This window comes from Dolichospermum compactum NIES-806, from assembly GCF_002368115.1.
GTDB classification, from domain to species: Bacteria; Cyanobacteriota; Cyanobacteriia; order Cyanobacteriales; family Nostocaceae; genus Dolichospermum; species Dolichospermum compactum.
Genome location: NZ_AP018316.1, coordinates 3,150,183 through 3,166,044, shown reverse-complemented (window position 1 = coordinate 3,166,044; position 15,862 = coordinate 3,150,183). Strand labels below are relative to the sequence as shown.

15 protein-coding genes are annotated in these 15,862 nt (G+C 38.5%); 7 read left to right on the top strand and 8 right to left on the bottom strand.

What is annotated here, in order from left to right; all coding sequences use genetic code 11:
* Positions 1-12: 12 nt before the first annotated feature.
* The 5 genes from hoxU to CA730_RS14920 form a co-directional block, all read right to left on the bottom strand.
* Positions 13-729, bottom strand: coding sequence for a bidirectional hydrogenase complex protein HoxU (hoxU, locus tag CA730_RS14940; RefSeq protein WP_096668436.1), 717 nt, complete (start codon positions 727-729; stop codon positions 13-15).
* Between the two features lie 71 nt (positions 730-800).
* Entirely contained in the window at positions 801-2,408 is a 1,608-nt protein-coding gene (locus tag CA730_RS14935; RefSeq protein ID WP_096668434.1) for a NuoF family protein, read from the bottom strand.
* On the bottom strand, positions 2,395-2,907 hold the full coding sequence (hoxE, locus tag CA730_RS14930) for a bidirectional hydrogenase complex protein HoxE (protein WP_096668432.1): 513 nt from the start codon (positions 2,905-2,907) through the stop codon (positions 2,395-2,397). Before hoxE ends, CA730_RS14935 begins: the two co-directional genes overlap by 14 nt.
* Positions 2,908-3,238: 331 nt before the next feature.
* Entirely contained in the window at positions 3,239-3,769 is a 531-nt protein-coding gene (locus CA730_RS14925; protein WP_096668430.1) for a universal stress protein, read from the bottom strand.
* A gap of 283 nt (positions 3,770-4,052) precedes the next feature.
* Entirely contained in the window at positions 4,053-5,174 is a 1,122-nt protein-coding gene (locus CA730_RS14920; RefSeq protein ID WP_096668428.1) for a sensor histidine kinase KdpD, read from the bottom strand.
* A gap of 97 nt (positions 5,175-5,271) precedes the next feature.
* On the opposite strand from CA730_RS14920, the gene CA730_RS14915 reads away from it, so the two are divergent.
* The 3 genes from CA730_RS14915 to modA all read left to right on the top strand — a co-directional run bounded on the left by CA730_RS14915 (position 5,272) and on the right by modA (position 7,595).
* Entirely contained in the window at positions 5,272-5,691 is a 420-nt protein-coding gene (locus CA730_RS14915; RefSeq protein ID WP_027404521.1) for a BlaI/MecI/CopY family transcriptional regulator, read from the top strand.
* A gap of 4 nt (positions 5,692-5,695) precedes the next feature.
* On the top strand, positions 5,696-6,529 hold the full coding sequence (locus tag CA730_RS14910; RefSeq protein ID WP_172891196.1) for a M56 family metallopeptidase: 834 nt from the start codon (positions 5,696-5,698) through the stop codon (positions 6,527-6,529).
* 271 nt (positions 6,530-6,800) lie between these two features.
* Positions 6,801-7,595 carry a molybdate ABC transporter substrate-binding protein gene (modA, locus tag CA730_RS14905; RefSeq protein ID WP_096668426.1) on the top strand — a complete coding sequence of 265 codons (795 nt, stop codon included), beginning with the start codon at positions 6,801-6,803 and terminating at the stop codon, positions 7,593-7,595.
* 48 nt (positions 7,596-7,643) lie between these two features.
* Here the strand turns inward: modA and CA730_RS14900 are convergent, their stop codons facing one another.
* Positions 7,644-7,838, bottom strand: a complete 195-nt coding sequence (locus CA730_RS14900; RefSeq protein WP_096668424.1) for a hypothetical protein — start codon at positions 7,836-7,838, stop codon at positions 7,644-7,646.
* A gap of 98 nt (positions 7,839-7,936) precedes the next feature.
* Between CA730_RS14900 and modB the strand changes: the two genes are divergently transcribed.
* Positions 7,937-9,733: a molybdate ABC transporter permease subunit gene (gene modB / locus CA730_RS14895; protein ID WP_096668422.1), complete on the top strand. Its 1,797-nt coding sequence runs from the start codon at positions 7,937-7,939 to the stop codon at positions 9,731-9,733.
* 487 nt (positions 9,734-10,220) lie between these two features.
* On the opposite strand, the gene infC is transcribed toward modB, so the two are convergent.
* Positions 10,221-10,754: a translation initiation factor IF-3 gene (infC, locus tag CA730_RS14890; RefSeq protein WP_015083285.1), complete on the bottom strand. Its 534-nt coding sequence runs from the start codon at positions 10,752-10,754 to the stop codon at positions 10,221-10,223.
* A 381-nt stretch (positions 10,755-11,135) separates the two neighbouring features.
* Between infC and CA730_RS14885 the strand changes: the two genes are divergently transcribed.
* Positions 11,136-12,038 (top strand): alpha/beta fold hydrolase, encoded by a 903-nt coding sequence (locus tag CA730_RS14885; RefSeq protein WP_096668420.1) that lies wholly within the window; start codon positions 11,136-11,138, stop codon positions 12,036-12,038.
* 82 nt (positions 12,039-12,120) lie between these two features.
* Here CA730_RS14885 and CA730_RS14880 read toward each other — a convergent pair whose 3' ends face one another.
* The gene (locus CA730_RS14880) at positions 12,121-12,459 is read right to left on the bottom strand and encodes a BON domain-containing protein (protein WP_096668419.1); all 339 of its coding nucleotides are present in this window, start codon (positions 12,457-12,459) and stop codon (positions 12,121-12,123) included.
* A gap of 221 nt (positions 12,460-12,680) precedes the next feature.
* On the opposite strand from CA730_RS14880, the gene ilvN reads away from it, so the two are divergent.
* The gene (ilvN, locus tag CA730_RS14875) at positions 12,681-13,199 is read left to right on the top strand and encodes an acetolactate synthase small subunit (protein WP_096668417.1); all 519 of its coding nucleotides are present in this window, start codon (positions 12,681-12,683) and stop codon (positions 13,197-13,199) included.
* A 586-nt stretch (positions 13,200-13,785) separates the two neighbouring features.
* Positions 13,786-15,834 (top strand): polysaccharide biosynthesis protein, encoded by a 2,049-nt coding sequence (locus CA730_RS14870; protein ID WP_096668415.1) that lies wholly within the window; start codon positions 13,786-13,788, stop codon positions 15,832-15,834.
* The last annotated feature ends 28 nt before the right edge of the window (positions 15,835-15,862 follow it).

Genomic DNA, 15,862 nt, shown 5'->3' with positions numbered 1-15,862 from the left:
AATGACTAATGACTAAAAATTCCACTGCTTTTTATTTCTTGCAGTTACTAAAAATTCAATTTTGCCCCGATCATGTTTCATTTCACCGACACTTGAACCTTTATCAAATAACGCTCCTGTGGGACAGGCATTAACACATTTACCGCAGGAAGTACAGGTTTGGGAAGTTCCCCAAGGTTGATTTAAATCAGTAATTGCATGAGATTTTGATCCTCTTCCTGCCATATCCCAAGTATGTGCGCCTTCAATTTCATCACAGACACGAATACAGCGAGTGCAAAGTACACAACGATTATGATCTATGCCAAAAAGATGATGGGAAGTGTCAACAGTTCGCTGAGGATTTTGATATTCTAAGCGGAGATGATCCATGCCCATTTCTATGGCTAAATCTTGTAATTCACAGTTATCATTAGCAACACAAACTGAGCAAATGTGATTACCTTCGGCAAATAACATTTCTACAATTGTCCGCCGGTATTTTTGTAAGCGATCGCTATTTGTATTCACCTCCATTCCTTCTGTAACTTTAGTCACGCAAGCAGGTTGTAATTTATTACTTCCCGCAATTTCCACCAAACATAAACGACAAGCACCAATATCACCTACACCTTCTAAATGGCATAATGTAGGAATATGAATACTAGCTTCCTGCGCTGCTTCTAGTAAGGTTTCATCCTCACGAGCGCTAATCAATTCCCCATTTATTGTTAAAGTTTTTACAGTCATAGTAATTTTAGATTTTAGATTTTAGATTTTGGATTGGTAATTGGTAATAACTACTGACCAATGACTAATGACTAATGACAACTGACTAATTCCAAATATTCATCTCGAAAATATTGCAAAGTGCTAAAAACTGGATTTGGTGCAGACTGTCCTAAACCACATAAACTGGTGTGTTTTACCATGTCGCAAAGTTCCTCCAATAAATCTAAATCAGCTAGTGAACCTTTTCCTTGACTAATCTTTGTTAATAAACCGTGTAATTGCACAGTTCCTACTCGACAAGGAATGCACTTACCGCAAGATTCATCCATACAAAATTCCATGAAAAAGCGGGCGACATCTACCATATTTGTAGTTTGATCCATGACAATCATCCCGCCCGAACCCATCATTGAACCCAAAGCAGTTAAAGATTCATAATCCACAGGTGTAGCAAAAGCCGCCGCAGGAATACATCCCCCTGAAGGTCCACCGGTTTGTACTGCTTTAGCCATACCATTGTCGGGAACACCTCCTCCCATTTCCTCGACAATTTCCTGTAAAGATGTTCCCATTGGGACTTCAATTAAACCCGTGTTGCGGATGTTTCCCGCTAACGCAAATACCTTTGTGCCTTTGCTTTTACCAATGCCGATATTAGCAAACCAATCAGCACCTTTACGAATAATTGGCGCGATATTGGCAAAGGTTTCCACGTTGTTAATTAACGTTGGATAGCCCCATAAACCCGATTCAGCCGGGTATGGTGGACGAGGATGGGGGACACCACGTTTACCTTCAATTGAAGCCATTAACGCCGTTTCTTCACCGCAGACATAAGCTCCCGCACCGATCCGGATTTCTACTTTAAAATCAAAGGGAGAATCAAAGATTTGTGAACCCAAAAGCCCTAAGTGTTGGGCTTGACGAATAGCAATTTCTAGACGTTTAATAGCAATAGGATATTCTGCCCTAACATAAATATAGCCTTGATTTGCGCCGATGGAGTAGGCAGCGATCGCCATCCCTTCCAAAATCCGGTGAGGATCACTTTCCAATACACTCCTATCCATGAATGCACCAGGATCACCTTCATCAGCATTGCAAATTACAAACTTCCTCTCACTGGCGGATTTTGCTACTGTTCCCCATTTTAAACCAGTGGGATAACCAGCACCACCACGTCCCCTTAAACCGCTTTTAGTAATAGTTTCTACCACCTGACTGGGTTTCATTTCCCGCAACACTTGGTAAAGGGCTTGATAACCATCAGCCGCAATATAAGCTTGAATCCGTTCGGGGTCAATTTTACCACTGTTTTCTAGGACAATTGGTAATTGACGGCTAAAAAATGGCTGATTTAAATCACCCTCCTGTAAACTTGTGACTTCTCCCTTTACCCCCGCCATAATTGCTGCTGCATTTTCTGGCATAACTTTTTGATACAGCTTTGATGCGGATAAATTTTCCCGATTTTCCACCTGTACCAATGGTCCCTGACAGCACAAACGCATACAACCGACACCAGCAACTTGTACAGTATCTTGTAAACCCGCAGCTTTCACAGATGCTTCGAGATGATCTTTCACAGATTGAGAATCAGAAGAGAGACAACCCGCAGCAGTACAACAGCGAATTTGCACAGATTTCCGTTGAGAAAGTTCCTTTTGGGCAATTTCTAATAATTCACTTAGTTCCATTTTGCCACCATTCTCCCACTTTTTCGCCAACTGATTCCGGGGTTTGATTACCTAAAACAACACCATCAAAGACTACCGCCGGAGCAATTCCACAAGCCCCCAAACATCTAGCTGTTATCAAAGAAATTTGACCATTTGTGGTAGTTTCTCCTGCGTGAATTTGCGTTAATTTTTCCAACTGGGTTAAGATCGCTGTTGAGCCTTTAACATAACAAGCTGTACCCGTACAAACCACACAGTTATGAACCCCTTTTGGGGCGAGGGAAAACAAATGATAGAAAGTAGCCACCCCATAGACTCGACTAGGTGGTAACTTCAAACTATGGGAAATGTACAGTAATAAATCCAGTTCTAGATAACCAAATAATTCAGAAGCCCGATGTAGAATTTCAATAAGTGCATCTTGTTGGTATTGATGACGCTTAATAGTTGCGTCCAAAATCTTTAAACGCTTGTCTCCACTGGGATGAGTTGAAGAAGGTGGAACTGATGTTTTCATATTTTTTCACAGACCAACTTTATTTAAGACTGCACAGAATCATAAAATCTATTAACTTATCCGTCTTTATCTGCGTGAGTTCGATGAACCTCACCCCAACCCCTATCCGACACGGAGAGGAGCATTTTAACCTCTTATTACCAATACATAATTAGTCCTTTAAGCCTCTCCAGTATTAAATGTTATTCCTTTTCCCTCTCCTAAGAGGAGAGGGTTAGGGAGAGGTGCAAAGGAGAGGTTTACCAGGGGGGTTAAATTATTTTCGTCGAACTCGCGTTTATCTGCGGTTAATAATTCTGGAGATCTGATTCTATGCAGCCTCATCTAAGAATTAGTTACTAACCGTAGTAGCTGCTGAAGAAACATTTACCGCTGGGGAACTAATAGGAACATGAACAATCTGCACCGAACAAGGTGCATGATGTAAAACATAATTACTCACACTACCGAGAAAAAATTCCGCCAGTCCAGAACGTCCCCGTCGTCCCATGATAATTAAGTCAGCATTCCAGTCAGTGGCTAATTCACAAATCATTCGTCCTGGACTACCAGTATTTTGGGTAAATTCTGTATTAACACCAGATGTATTAGCTTGGGCGCTCCATGACTGTAACATTTGCCAGCCTTCGTTCTTAAATTTTTCCCAATGTTCTTGATATAATTTAAAGCTTTGCTCGTTCCAGCCAGGATAGTAGTCAATATTGGGGAAAATCAGCGCCTCTGGACTGCCTTCCTCTTCCTGTGATAAAACGTGCAGTAACATTAAATTTGCAGATGTGATCTTGGCTAAAGATAAAGCTTGCTCAAAAACTTTTACACTCATATCTGAGCGATCTACTGCGACTAAAATTTTCTTAAACATATATACCTCGATATTAGCTTGCTAACTAATGATAATGAGTATATTCGGCTTTTTAGGTTAATGTTTGGTAAAAGCATCCTTAATATTCACTAACAATTGTACAGCGGAAGTCGGGAGTAACAGCCTACTATGGCATAGTTTCGTAATTAAATTTTACACTTTGGATAACTGCAATATCCTGAATTTATCGGTCAATAATTTGGCAATTAGGGTTTGACATTTACACTATACACAAAGGAAAAAAATTGCATCTTATCTAAGATAGATTAATAAATATTAAAATTTATTTCTCTGTGGCGATAATATGTAAATCTATGTGCTGATCTCTAATTAACTCCAGCAAGCGTTGTGTAAAAGAACGTTTAAAAAATCTTTTCCATCGAGGTTGTTGACTTTCGCCGATGACTATTTGTGTGATATAATTGGTTGCGGCAACTTGTGCGATCGCTTGAGCGACATTGTTACTTTTAACATGAAGAAATTCACCACCAAATTCTCGGCATAGTTTCTCACAAGTATGAATATGTAAAGTTTCTTCTTTAGTCAAAAACCGTTCAGGATCAGCAATGAATACAGTATATAATTTAGCATTCATATAATTAGCAATTCGCGCCCCACGTCGTAATAATTGAATCGAATTTGGATAGGTAGATACACATATCAAAACTCGCTCATGGACAGTGCGAATTTGCCCAGGAGAGATGGAAGTATTTGCTTCTTCCTCAACTGTATCTGCAACTTCTCTTAATGCTAATTCTCGCAAAGCAATCAGGTTACGACGTTGAAAAAAGTTTTCTAAAGATTGCTCAATTTTATTAGCAGCATAAATTTTACCCTCCCGTAACCGTTCTTCTAAAGTTTCTGGAGTTACATCAATGACAACCACAGCATCAGCTTCATCCAGCAATCTATCTGGAATGCGTTCTCGGACGACGACACCCGTAATTCCGGCTACTAAATCATTCAAACTTTCTAAATGTTGAATATTCACAGTAGAGTAAACATCTATGCCGGCTGCTAAAATCACTTCTACATCTTGACAGCGTTTTTCTCTAGGTGAACCAGGAATATTTGTATGTGCTAATTCATCAACTAATACCAATTGGGGAGAGCGGTTTAAAATTGCCTCTGTGTCCATTTCTTGGAGGTTGATATTTTTATGAATATTGGCTTTTTTCGGAACTACTTCTAATCCTATAGCTTTGACAGCAGTATCTTTGCGTCCATGAGTTTCGATAATGCCAATAACAACATCAATACCTTCTTGTTGCAGTTGATGTGCTTCTTCTAGCATTCTGTAAGTTTTTCCCACACCAGGAGCCATACCAATGAATATTTTATGCTTTCCGCGACGAGTAGGACGAATATAAGAACTGTCAGGGGAGGGTGTATGGGGATAAGACATAATTGGAAATATGAGAGTAAATCTGTTTTTTTACAAATTATTGGGTCTGACGGATTCTAGAAGCGATAAAATCCAGATGACATCTTCAATTATCAATATGGCTCCTTTACCCGATTATCGTCCCAAACAAATGTCCCTTGGTCCGTTGGAAGCAGAAATTCTCAATATCGTCTGGGAACTGAGTTCTGTTACTGTCAAAGATGTACACGATCGCATTTTAGCTGATCCTAACCGCGAATTGGCTTATACTTCTGTAACTACAGTTCTGCGTCGGCTAACGGAAAAAGGCTGGTTAGCTTGCAATAAACAAGGGAAAGCCTTTTATTGGCAGCCCTTACTGACTAAACAACAAGCAGAGGTAATTAAGGCACATGATCAACTACAGCGATTTTTAGCAGTGGGAAATCCTGATGTGATTGCGGCATTTGCTGATAGTTTAGATCAAGCTGCTAGTGACCAAATCGAAGCGATCGCTAAACGCATCCAAGCAGCACGGGAAGCCAGAGGAGAAAAGTAACATTATGCACTTACTGATGATTGTTACCGCTGTTACCATTGCTTGGTGGTTGCGATTCTTTGGCAAAATCCCCCAAGGAAATTGGTATTTACGCTGGCAGAAAACCCTATTTTTATTCCTTTTTCCCCCCTTACTCATCTTCATGACAGTCACCTCTGTAGTCTGCATGGGTACGCAGGGAAAAATGGGCGGAATGTATACCGACTCTTTTAGCTATCTCCTGGCCTTAATTTTTCTGGGATTTTTTAATATCTTTGGTATCAAACTAGCTTTTCAGGGCTGGAAAGCCATTAAATCTGCCCGTGAATGTCCTCAAATTACCCTAGATGGTAAATCTGCCAGACTCCTAGAAACTCAAGCTTTATTTGCCGGACAAATGGGTTTTTGGCAACCTGAATTAGTCGTTAGTCAAGGACTACTACAAACCCTCTCTCCAGTCCATCTAGAAAGTGTTTTAGCCCACGAACAAGGGCATTATCAGTATAGGGATACGTTTTGGTTCTTTTGGCTGGGCTGGATGCGTTCTTGTACCGCTTGGTTGCCAAATACCGAGCCTTTATGGCAAGAATTGTTAGTTTTGCGAGAATTACGGGCTGATAGTTATGCTGCATCCCAAGTAGATCCTCTAATATTAGCAGAATCTTTGTTATTGGTCGTTAGCAACAACTCCATTACCTCAGATATTTGTTGTGCGGCTTTGGGGACAGGCGATCGCTTGGAACAAAGAATAGAAGCCTTATTAACACCACCTGAACCAATACCAGCAGCACAATTGCCATCCTGGCGGATTTTTCTCCTCGCCTTTCTCCCCCTAATTACAGTCATATTTCATACTTGAATGATTTCCTCTCTATTTTCTAGAGAGGAGGAAAAACTCAAGTAATAGAACTACCAATTAAGTTGGTAAATATTATAGATACTTATTCATATAATCTGGCAAAAAGTAATCTTAGATACAGTCTATGTCCAATTTTTAAGATAAATCATCTGAGATAGGTTTATTTTCTCAATGCAGTTTTACCAAGATAATTGGTAACTAATATAGTAGTCTTGGTGAAAGTATACCAAGTTAACGCCAGCACTAAAAATTTCCCCCATCCTGTTTACCAATGAAAAGCATAAAATTATTAGTCTTTATTGCTACAGCATTAGCCACTTTGCTATTGACAATTGGCTTACCCAGCCTAATTTCATCGCCGATTTTCGCACAATCTAATACAAACTTAATTATATCCGCCGCTGCTAGTTTAAAAGAGGTACTAGAAGAAATTAAACCCCTTTACCAACAAAGTAAAACAAACGTCAAAATAAATTATAACTTTGGTAGTTCCGGTGCATTACAGCAGCAAATAGAACAAGGTGCGCCGGCGGATATTTTTATATCTGCGGCAAAAAAACAAATAGATGCTTTAGAACAAAAAGGACTTTTAGTTGCAGGAACTCGGAATATCATTGCTAAAAACAAATTAGTTTTGGTAGTCCCTAAAAATGCCGTTGGTGTCACTAGTTTCTACAATCTTAAAGATGCCAAAGTCAAAAAAATCGCTATTGGTGAACCCAGAACTGTACCCGCAGGACAATATGGACAACAAGTATTAGAAAAGTTGAAAATTTGGTCAGAAATTAAATCAAAACTGGTTTTTGCGAATAACGTGCGTCAGGTTTTAGCATCTGTAGAAAGTGGTAATGCTGATGCAGGGTTAGTTTATATAACTGATGCCAAAATCTCTGATAAAGTCAAAGTTGTAGTTACAGCCGATGAAAAATACCACTCTCCCATTATTTATCCCTTAGCAGTTGTTAAAGGTAGCAAAAATGTTGATACTGCTAAAGAATTTTCTCAATTTTTATCTAGCAATCAAGCTAAAGCTGTATTCAAAAAATATGGATTTATTCTGCCTTAGTCATAATTGAGTTAATTAAGTAGGGTTTCCTGATAGCGCAGCGTGGCGTTAGGGAACACCAAAAAATAAATTACCCAATTTTGTGGGATGGGCATCCTGCCTGTCCTTGATGATTAGCAGGCTTTTCGTCCCGCACCACAAGAAATTTTTGGGTATTTTTTTAATTGGAAGTCCCTTAGCCATACTCCTGAATGGGCGCAGGCCCTGCGCCCCTACCTCCTGATAGTGCAGCGTGGCAGCCATACTCATGAACTCCTGAATTTCTAGCCCTCACAGACAACTTTTATGGCCTATGCCACGCTACGCTATCAGCAAACCCTACTTACATCTTTATTAAAACTATGCCACAGGATTTATCACCGCTTTGGATATCGTTAAAAACGGCTTTACTGGCAACATTTATCACCTTCTTTTTGGGTGTATCTGCTGCTTATTGGATGTTGGGATATCGTGGTAAAGGTAAATCTTTAATTGAGGGGATATTTGTCGCACCGTTGATTTTACCCCCCACTGTGGTTGGGTTTTTACTGCTGATATTCTTTGGGAAAAATGGTCCAGTGGGTAAACTACTAGAACCCTTCAATACGACAATTGTATTTACTTGGTATGGTGCGGCGATCGCTGCTATAGTAGTTTCATTCCCATTGATGTATAAAACTGCATTAGCAGCTTTTAGTCAAATTGATACCAATTTACTGCGCGTAGCCAGAACATTAGGTGCGAAGGAATTGACAATTTTTTGGCGCATTAGTTTACCCCTGGCATTTCCGGGGATTATTGCTGCTACCACCTTAGCATTTGCGCGGGCTTTAGGTGAATTTGGGGCAACTTTGATGTTAGCAGGAAATATCCCTGGACAAACGCAAACTATACCAATGGCGATATATTTCGCAGTAGAAGCTGGGGCAATTAATGAAGCTTGGTTTTGGTCAATTACCATGATGATTATTTCCCTTTCCGGGATTATTCTAGCTAACTTTTGGCAAGAACTTTCATATAAATCAAGATTGACAAAACCATCTGGAAATAAAATAGAATTAGCAAATAAATCTTCCTTTCTATTAAAAGATTATTCTTCAAACAGCTTATTTTTAGATATTGAAAAAAGACTAGCTAATTTTTATCTTCAAGTTACCTTAAACACAGATAATCAACCATTGGGATTATTGGGAGGTTCTGGGGCAGGAAAAAGTATGATTTTGCGTTGTATTGCCGGCATAGAAACACCAAATAAAGGACAAATAGTTTTAAATAATCGGGTATTATTTGACTCAGAAAAGAAAATTGATATGCCCATTCATCAACGCCGAATTGGTTTTTTATTCCAAAACTATGCCCTATTTCCACATATTACTGTGGCGGAAAATATCGCCTTTGGCATACCCAAATCTGTAAATGTCAAAGAAGAGGTAGAAAAGCAGTTAATAGCCATGCAATTACAAGGATTTGGCGATCGCTATCCGCATCAACTTTCCGGGGGACAACAGCAACGGGTAGCATTAGCTAGGGCTTTAGCAAGCAAACCAGAAGCATTACTTTTAGATGAACCATTTTCCGCTTTAGATACCCATCTTCGCAGTCAATTAGAACAACAAGTTACAGAAATTCTCGATGATTATTCTGGTGTCACCTTGTTTGTTACTCATAATATGGAAGAAGCCTATCGGTTATGTCCCAATCTATTAGTATTAGAACAGGGAAAAGAAGCACATCATGGTTCTAAATATGAGATTTTCCAACATCCTGCCAGTATAAATGTTGCCCAACTTACAGGTTGTAAAAACTTTTCCCGTGCGAGTATTTTATCTCCCCAACGGATAAAAGCAATTGATTGGGATTGCAGTCTCCAAATCAGAGAAAAAATGCCTTCACAATTATCTCATGTGGGTATTCGCGCTCATCATTTAATTTTCACCAAAGATCCTCAAAAAGTAAATACCTTTCCCTGTTATTTAGTGCGTACCAGTGAAACACCTCATCGCATGACAGTATTTCTCAAACTACATTCTCCTGGTAATCATCCCCATGATTATCACTTACAAGGAGAAATATATAAAGAAAAATGGAAAAATATTCAAAATCAACCTTTTCCCTGGTACGTACAATTAGAACCTTCGCAATTACTGTTAATGGAGTAAAAACCATCCAGTCTAATTTATTCCCACCTGGCGACTAGAAGTCGCGGTTCATCTTGCACACAGACGAAACCCACCTATTCCTACGGTCCCGTAAGGGATACGTGGGTTCAAAAGCCTTGATTCTTCATTAGTCCACGTAGGTGGACTTTGTTTGTGTAGTAGTGATTTCTAATCGCCATAAACAGTTTCAATGCTTATTACTCACACCTAATTCACTTTTTTAACCCTGAAACTCTTAATTCTCCCTTATTCTCCTTTCTTCTTCATTCTCCTGACTCCTGATTCCTCTCTAAAACCATAGCAAAAGTCCTGAACAACTGAGTATTATTTTTACCACTCAGCCGTCAGGACTATCATTTTAGAATAAATTGACATAAATCTAATTATGGATGAATGCTGAGGGAATGGGACAAATCTCCCCGGTGTCAATTTTAGATCCTATTACTAACTAATTTATACAGCATTCACGACTAGGTTGTTGACAAAATTATTTTTTTGGTGAAATCAGCATCATCATATTTCGCCCTTCTTTCTTCGGTGCTTGCTGAAGTTCACCAAAAGGCTCTAAATCCGTAGCCATTCGTTTAAGCAACGTTTCTGCCAAGTCACTGTGTTGAATTTCCCGACCTCGGAACATCACAGTAGCCTTAACTTTATCGCCATCTTTGAGGAAGCGTTCGGCTTGTTTAACGCGCACATTATAGTCATGTTCTTCTATCTTGTAGCGCATCTTCACTTCTTTCACATCAGCCGTGTGCTGCTTCTTCCGGGCTTCCCGCGCCTTCTTCTCCTGCTCAAACTTATATTTCCCATAGTCCATTATTCGACATACTGGCGGATCAGCCTTGTCACTAATTAGCACTAAGTCTAATTCTTTTTCCTCTGCTAATTGTATCGCTTCCTGAGGAGTTATAATTCCCAGTTGTGCGCCATCAGTGTCAATCACCCGAATTTTCGGGAAGCGAATCCGTTCGTTAATTTGGGGCAGATCGCGAGTTCTTTTTTTCTCAATCACAGGCATTATGATTAGTGGCAGCTCTTTAGTTAAGATTTTGGACTGGTCTTGATTTAGTTAGGTTAGTTTGATATGCCCTTAAAGGCAAAATACAACAGTAACTCAGAATTGGAAAATGAATATCCCTCTCTAGTGTAGCAAATTTATAAGAGAAGTTGAATCAAGTTGTTGACTGTATAGCCTGACTCTGAGTTGATTCCACTGCATTATTTTATGTAAATTACATGATATTTGACACTAATAACTATTGTTACGATTTTCTTCGTGGATACATAAATAGATGATATCTAGAAGATGCTTCTAGGATAGCAAAATTAGGTATACATTGAAGCTAATCACATATAATTTAACATATATAGTTTCCAGCTAATCAACTGAGAGAGAAATGTGACCACCGGAATACACTGGCAGCAAAGAGTTGGTAATCAAAGGGATTGGGTGTGGCGTGGTTGGCAAACCCGTTATACTTATATTCGTCCTGACCATGATTATGCAAAAACAACACCCTTAATTTTACTTCACGGTTTTGGTGCTTCCATTGGTCATTGGCGACACAATTTAGAGGTTTTGGGTAAATCTCACACGGTTTACGCTTTGGACATGATTGGTTTTGGGGCTTCGGAAAAAGCTGCAACTAACTACAATGTGGAACTTTGGGTAGAGCAGGTTTACGATTTTTGGAAAACCTTTATCCGTCAACCAGTGGTTTTGGTGGGTAATTCCATCGGTTCACTGATTTCTCTAGTCGCAGCGGCTAACCATCCTGATATGGTAAAGGGCATAGTCATGATCAGTTTACCTGATCCTAATTTGGAACAGGAGATGATTCCGATTGCTTTACAACCTCTTGTCAGCGGGATTAAAAGTATATTTACTTCCAGATTAATATTAAAACCGATATTTTATTTTGTCCGTCGTCCTAGTGTGCTGCGTCCTTGGGCTAGTTTAGCTTATGCAAATCCTGAAGCCATTACTGATGAACTTATAGATATTTTAGCAAGACCACCCCAGGATCGGGGATCTGCTCGTGCCTTTAGAGCTTTGTTTAAAGCCACAACAGGGATTAATTTTAGTCCTAGTATCAAGAAAATTTTACCAAACTTAACAATTCCCATGCTGTTAATTTGGGGAACAAAAGACCGATTTGTGCCGCCAAAACTAGCAAATCAATTTGTTGGCTACAATGAGAGATTGCAGTTGCTATATTTGGAAGATGTTGGTCATTGTCCCCAAGATGAATCACCAGAACAAGTTAACCAAGCGATTTTAGATTGGATTGGTAATGGGTAATGGGTAATTGGTAATTGGTAAACATCTACTTTCCCTACTACCTATCTTCATCAACAACTTAATTTATCAAGCCCTAATTAATCTAAATCAAATTAACTTGTGTAGTATCAACATCTGTAGTGCCATCAACAGTGCGAGCTACAGCAACTAGTTGATTAAGAATATCCTGACTGGGAACTTGACCTTTTAGTACCACAATACTACCTGTTTGAGCAACCCAGAGAGTATTAATATCATCAAGGTCAGGATCTTGATCAAATGCTAAAGCTACGCGCTTGGCTAAACCACTTTGATCATATTTTCCATTTAATCCTATACGTTCTGGCTCTATGGTTTGTGTATTAGCATCAGCACTAGAAATTGGATTAACTTGAGCGCTTTCCGATTTTTCTAAGCCAAACATTCTTTGTAACCAACCCATAAATACTTTGTTCCTGTCAATTTTCACTGCTGATGACAATATATGGCGTTAATTTAAAGGCTGCATCTACCTTTGAAAATAGATAACTTTTCCACAGGAACGGAATGATGGCAATTATTAAGTATAAAATAAAAATTCAGACCGACAATGCAGCGTAGTAGAAACTCGCTTTGCAGTCATGAGTGCCGGTCTGCGTTCATGTCATGCTCCTTTAGTCGCCGATGAAACATACGCTGTCAGTTATTGTGGAAGATGAAGCGGGGGTTCTATCCCGCATTGCTAGTTTATTTGCTCGTCGGGGTTTTAATATTGAAAGCCTGGCTGTGGGACCTGCGGAACAGAATGGAGTATCCCGAATTACGATGGTTGTCCCTGGCGATGATCGCATTATTGAGCAACTTACTAAACAACTATATAAGTTGGTTAATGTTCTCAAAGTGCAGGATATTACAGAAATTCCTTGTGTAGAAAGAGAATTGATGCTTCTCAAGGTCAATGCTACTAGCAGTAATCGTTCGGAGATTATTGAATTGTCTCAAATTTTCCGAGCGCGAATTGTGGATGTGGCTGAAGATTCTTTGACCTTGGAAGTTGTGGGTGATCCTGGTAAAATGGTGGCGATTGTGCAAGTGCTACAAAAATTTGGATTGAGAGAAATTGCTCGCACAGGTAAAATTTCTCTGACTCGTGAATCGGGTGTGAATACTGAATTACTGAAGTCGTTACAAGCAAAAGTCTAGTACCGCAAAACGGAATTAAAAATTAGTAATTAAAAATTCACACAGCAAATTCAACAGGCTGTTTATGGATTTTTAATAGTTGGATTAAAAGTTAACAATCGGAGTTTTCGCTCCAATCAAGCAGCAGATATGGTGTAAGCACTATACTTGCTGCTATTATTTTTATTTAATAGGGAATTTGTGTCAAACTGGCATGACTTAAGCAGTGGAAATTTGATAAAACCTCTATAAGTTCAAGATAAAAAATAATAACCAATACATTAATGTTTATGTTTGGTTGATATTTATCAACGCTATGGCATTCTCATTTAATTGGTGAAGATTTATTTTTGTAAATCACCACATAATTAATTATTTAAGAGGGTGATTTGAATATGTATTTTTTTGAGATTATCAGTTAAAATCTCAGTAAGCAGTCAGCTAAAACCGGATTTTTTGCGTTTTGAAGTGGGGAGACTGACATCAGTAATTAATATTCAGAATGCTTTTCAATTCAATTCTTGCTGATGGCTGACGGCTTAATTCTTACAAATCTCAGGTGTTTATCTAGTGAAAAAATTTCATATATTTTCCTGGAGATGTTGATGTGAATATCCTGTTTTTCCTCTCTCATTTTACTGTTCAGAAAACAATTAAAACTCTATCTAATCAATTAAGTAAAGTTAGAAATAGACATTGGTTTATTTTTGACATTACTATTTTTGCGATGACACCATTGTTAGCATTATCCTTGCGTTTAGATGGTGATATAAATTTGCAAGAATATATTTCACAGTTAGAAGTTGCTACAATTTTGTTTTTAGTAGTTAAACTAATTGTTTTTTGGGGATGTGGTTTTTATAAACGCTATTGGCGATATGCAAGTATTGAGGAAGTAATCTATATAGTCATGTTGATGACGGGTGTGATAGTCATCCAAACAACGCTATTTAATATATTGGATAAAACATTCAATATGCTATTAAGTAATCTTCCGCAATCACTACCAATTTTGGAGGGAATACTTTCTGGTATTTGTGTGATTGCACTACGGTTTAGTGTGCGGGTTGTAGAAAGGGTAAATCATAGACAGAAAATATCTAAGCATAGGGAGAGAGTGCTGATTATTGGTGCGGGTAGTGCGGGAGTTTCTCTTGCCGAAGATATGCAAAGAAATCCCCAGTTTGGAGTTTATCCTGTAGGATTTATTGATGACGCTATTAAAAAACAGCACATACATTTAAGAGGAATTCCTGTATTAGGCGATCGCTCTAAAATTTCCGAGGTAATCAAAACATTAAAAATTCAGAAAATTATTATTGCCATGCCTACAGTTTCCGGACAAATTATTCGAGAAATTGTTGATATTTGTCAAGCCAATGGAGTGCAACCTAGTACCTTACCAGGAATACATGAAATCCTCAATAGTCGTGTCCGGTTGGATAGTATTAGGGATATCAAAATTGAAGATTTACTCAGACGAGAACCCATTCATATAGATATTAAAAGAGTGTCTACATTTATCAAAAATAAAACTGTTTTAATTACGGGTTCAGGGGGATCAATTGGGAGTGAACTATGTCGGCAAATTTTCCGTTGTCACCCAGCTAAAATAATTCTAATTGGACATGGGGAAAATTCTGTTTTTAATATCCAACAAGAACTAGAACAGCTTATCCAAATTATCAATAATGGTAAATTAGCTATCAATATTCCGCTGCCACAGATTTATACATTTATTGCTGATATTCGGGTGAAGTCGAGGTTAGAACACGCTTTTGAGAGATTTAAACCGGATGTAATTTTTCATGCTGCTGCCCATAAACACGTTCCGCTGATGGAATTAAATCCCGCAGAAGCAATTACTAATAATGTGATTGGAACAAGGAATTTATTACAAGTAGCATTGCAATATAATGTCGAACATTTTGTGATGATTTCCACAGACAAAGCAGTTAATCCTACTAATGTAATGGGTGCGAGTAAGAGAGTAGCTGAAATGCTAGTTTTACAAGCAGCAAAACAAAGTGGTAAATCTTATGTAGCTGTGCGTTTTGGGAATGTTTTAGGGAGTCGAGGTAGCGTAGTTCCTACTTTCCAAAAACAAATTTTAGCAGGTGGACCAATTACAGTTACTCATCCCGATATTTGCCGTTACTTTATGACCATACCAGAGGCAGTGCAACTGGTTTTACAAGCATCTGTCCTGGGTCGTAGTGGTGAAGTTTTAATGCTAAATATGGGTGAACCTGTAAAAATTGTGGATTTGGCGAAGGAATTAATCCATCTTTCGGGATATGAGGTTAACAAAGATATTGACATAGTATTTACGGGGTTAAGACCGGGAGAAAAGTTATTTGAGGAACTGTTTGTTGAGGGAGAAGAGTATGAAAAAACGGAGCATGAAAAACTGTTAGTTGTGAAAAATGCCAGTCAGATTATTCCTAGTTATTTAGATATGACTGTAGAAACATTACTAGGAGCAGCAGCTAAAAATGATACGCCTTATATCATGCTATTGCTATCACAACTAGTAGCGGGGTATAAGCCTAAATATTTAGAGAAAAATGGCTCAGGAGATACTGAAATAAATACTGTTTTTATCCCAATTTCAAATAGTAATATTTTGGCAAATACTGAGCCACAAGGGGTGTAATTAATAATAATTCAGAGATAAATACTCT

Bases quoted from the DNA above. Each gene is read 5' to 3' on its own strand.
- CA730_RS14880 (WP_096668419.1), bottom strand. From the start codon at position 12,459: ATGGGTTGGTTACAAAGAATGTTTGGCTTAGAAAAATCGGAAAGCGCT.
- CA730_RS14900 (WP_096668424.1), bottom strand. From the start codon at position 7,838: ATGGCTGCCACGCTGCACTATCAGGAGGTAGGGGCGCAGGGCCTGCGC.
- CA730_RS14910 (WP_172891196.1), top strand. From the start codon at position 5,696: ATGCACTTACTGATGATTGTTACCGCTGTTACCATTGCTTGGTGGTTG.
- modA (WP_096668426.1), top strand. From the start codon at position 6,801: ATGAAAAGCATAAAATTATTAGTCTTTATTGCTACAGCATTAGCCACT.
- modB (WP_096668422.1), top strand. From the start codon at position 7,937: ATGCCACAGGATTTATCACCGCTTTGGATATCGTTAAAAACGGCTTTA.
- CA730_RS14920 (WP_096668428.1), bottom strand. From the start codon at position 5,174: ATGTCTTATCCCCATACACCCTCCCCTGACAGTTCTTATATTCGTCCT.
- ilvN (WP_096668417.1), top strand. From the start codon at position 12,681: ATGAAACATACGCTGTCAGTTATTGTGGAAGATGAAGCGGGGGTTCTA.
- CA730_RS14915 (WP_027404521.1), top strand. From the start codon at position 5,272: ATGGCTCCTTTACCCGATTATCGTCCCAAACAAATGTCCCTTGGTCCG.
- infC (WP_015083285.1), bottom strand. From the start codon at position 10,754: ATGCCTGTGATTGAGAAAAAAAGAACTCGCGATCTGCCCCAAATTAAC.
- hoxU (WP_096668436.1), bottom strand. From the start codon at position 729: ATGACTGTAAAAACTTTAACAATAAATGGGGAATTGATTAGCGCTCGT.
- CA730_RS14925 (WP_096668430.1), bottom strand. From the start codon at position 3,769: ATGTTTAAGAAAATTTTAGTCGCAGTAGATCGCTCAGATATGAGTGTA.
- hoxE (WP_096668432.1), bottom strand. From the start codon at position 2,907: ATGAAAACATCAGTTCCACCTTCTTCAACTCATCCCAGTGGAGACAAG.
- CA730_RS14935 (WP_096668434.1), bottom strand. From the start codon at position 2,408: ATGGAACTAAGTGAATTATTAGAAATTGCCCAAAAGGAACTTTCTCAA.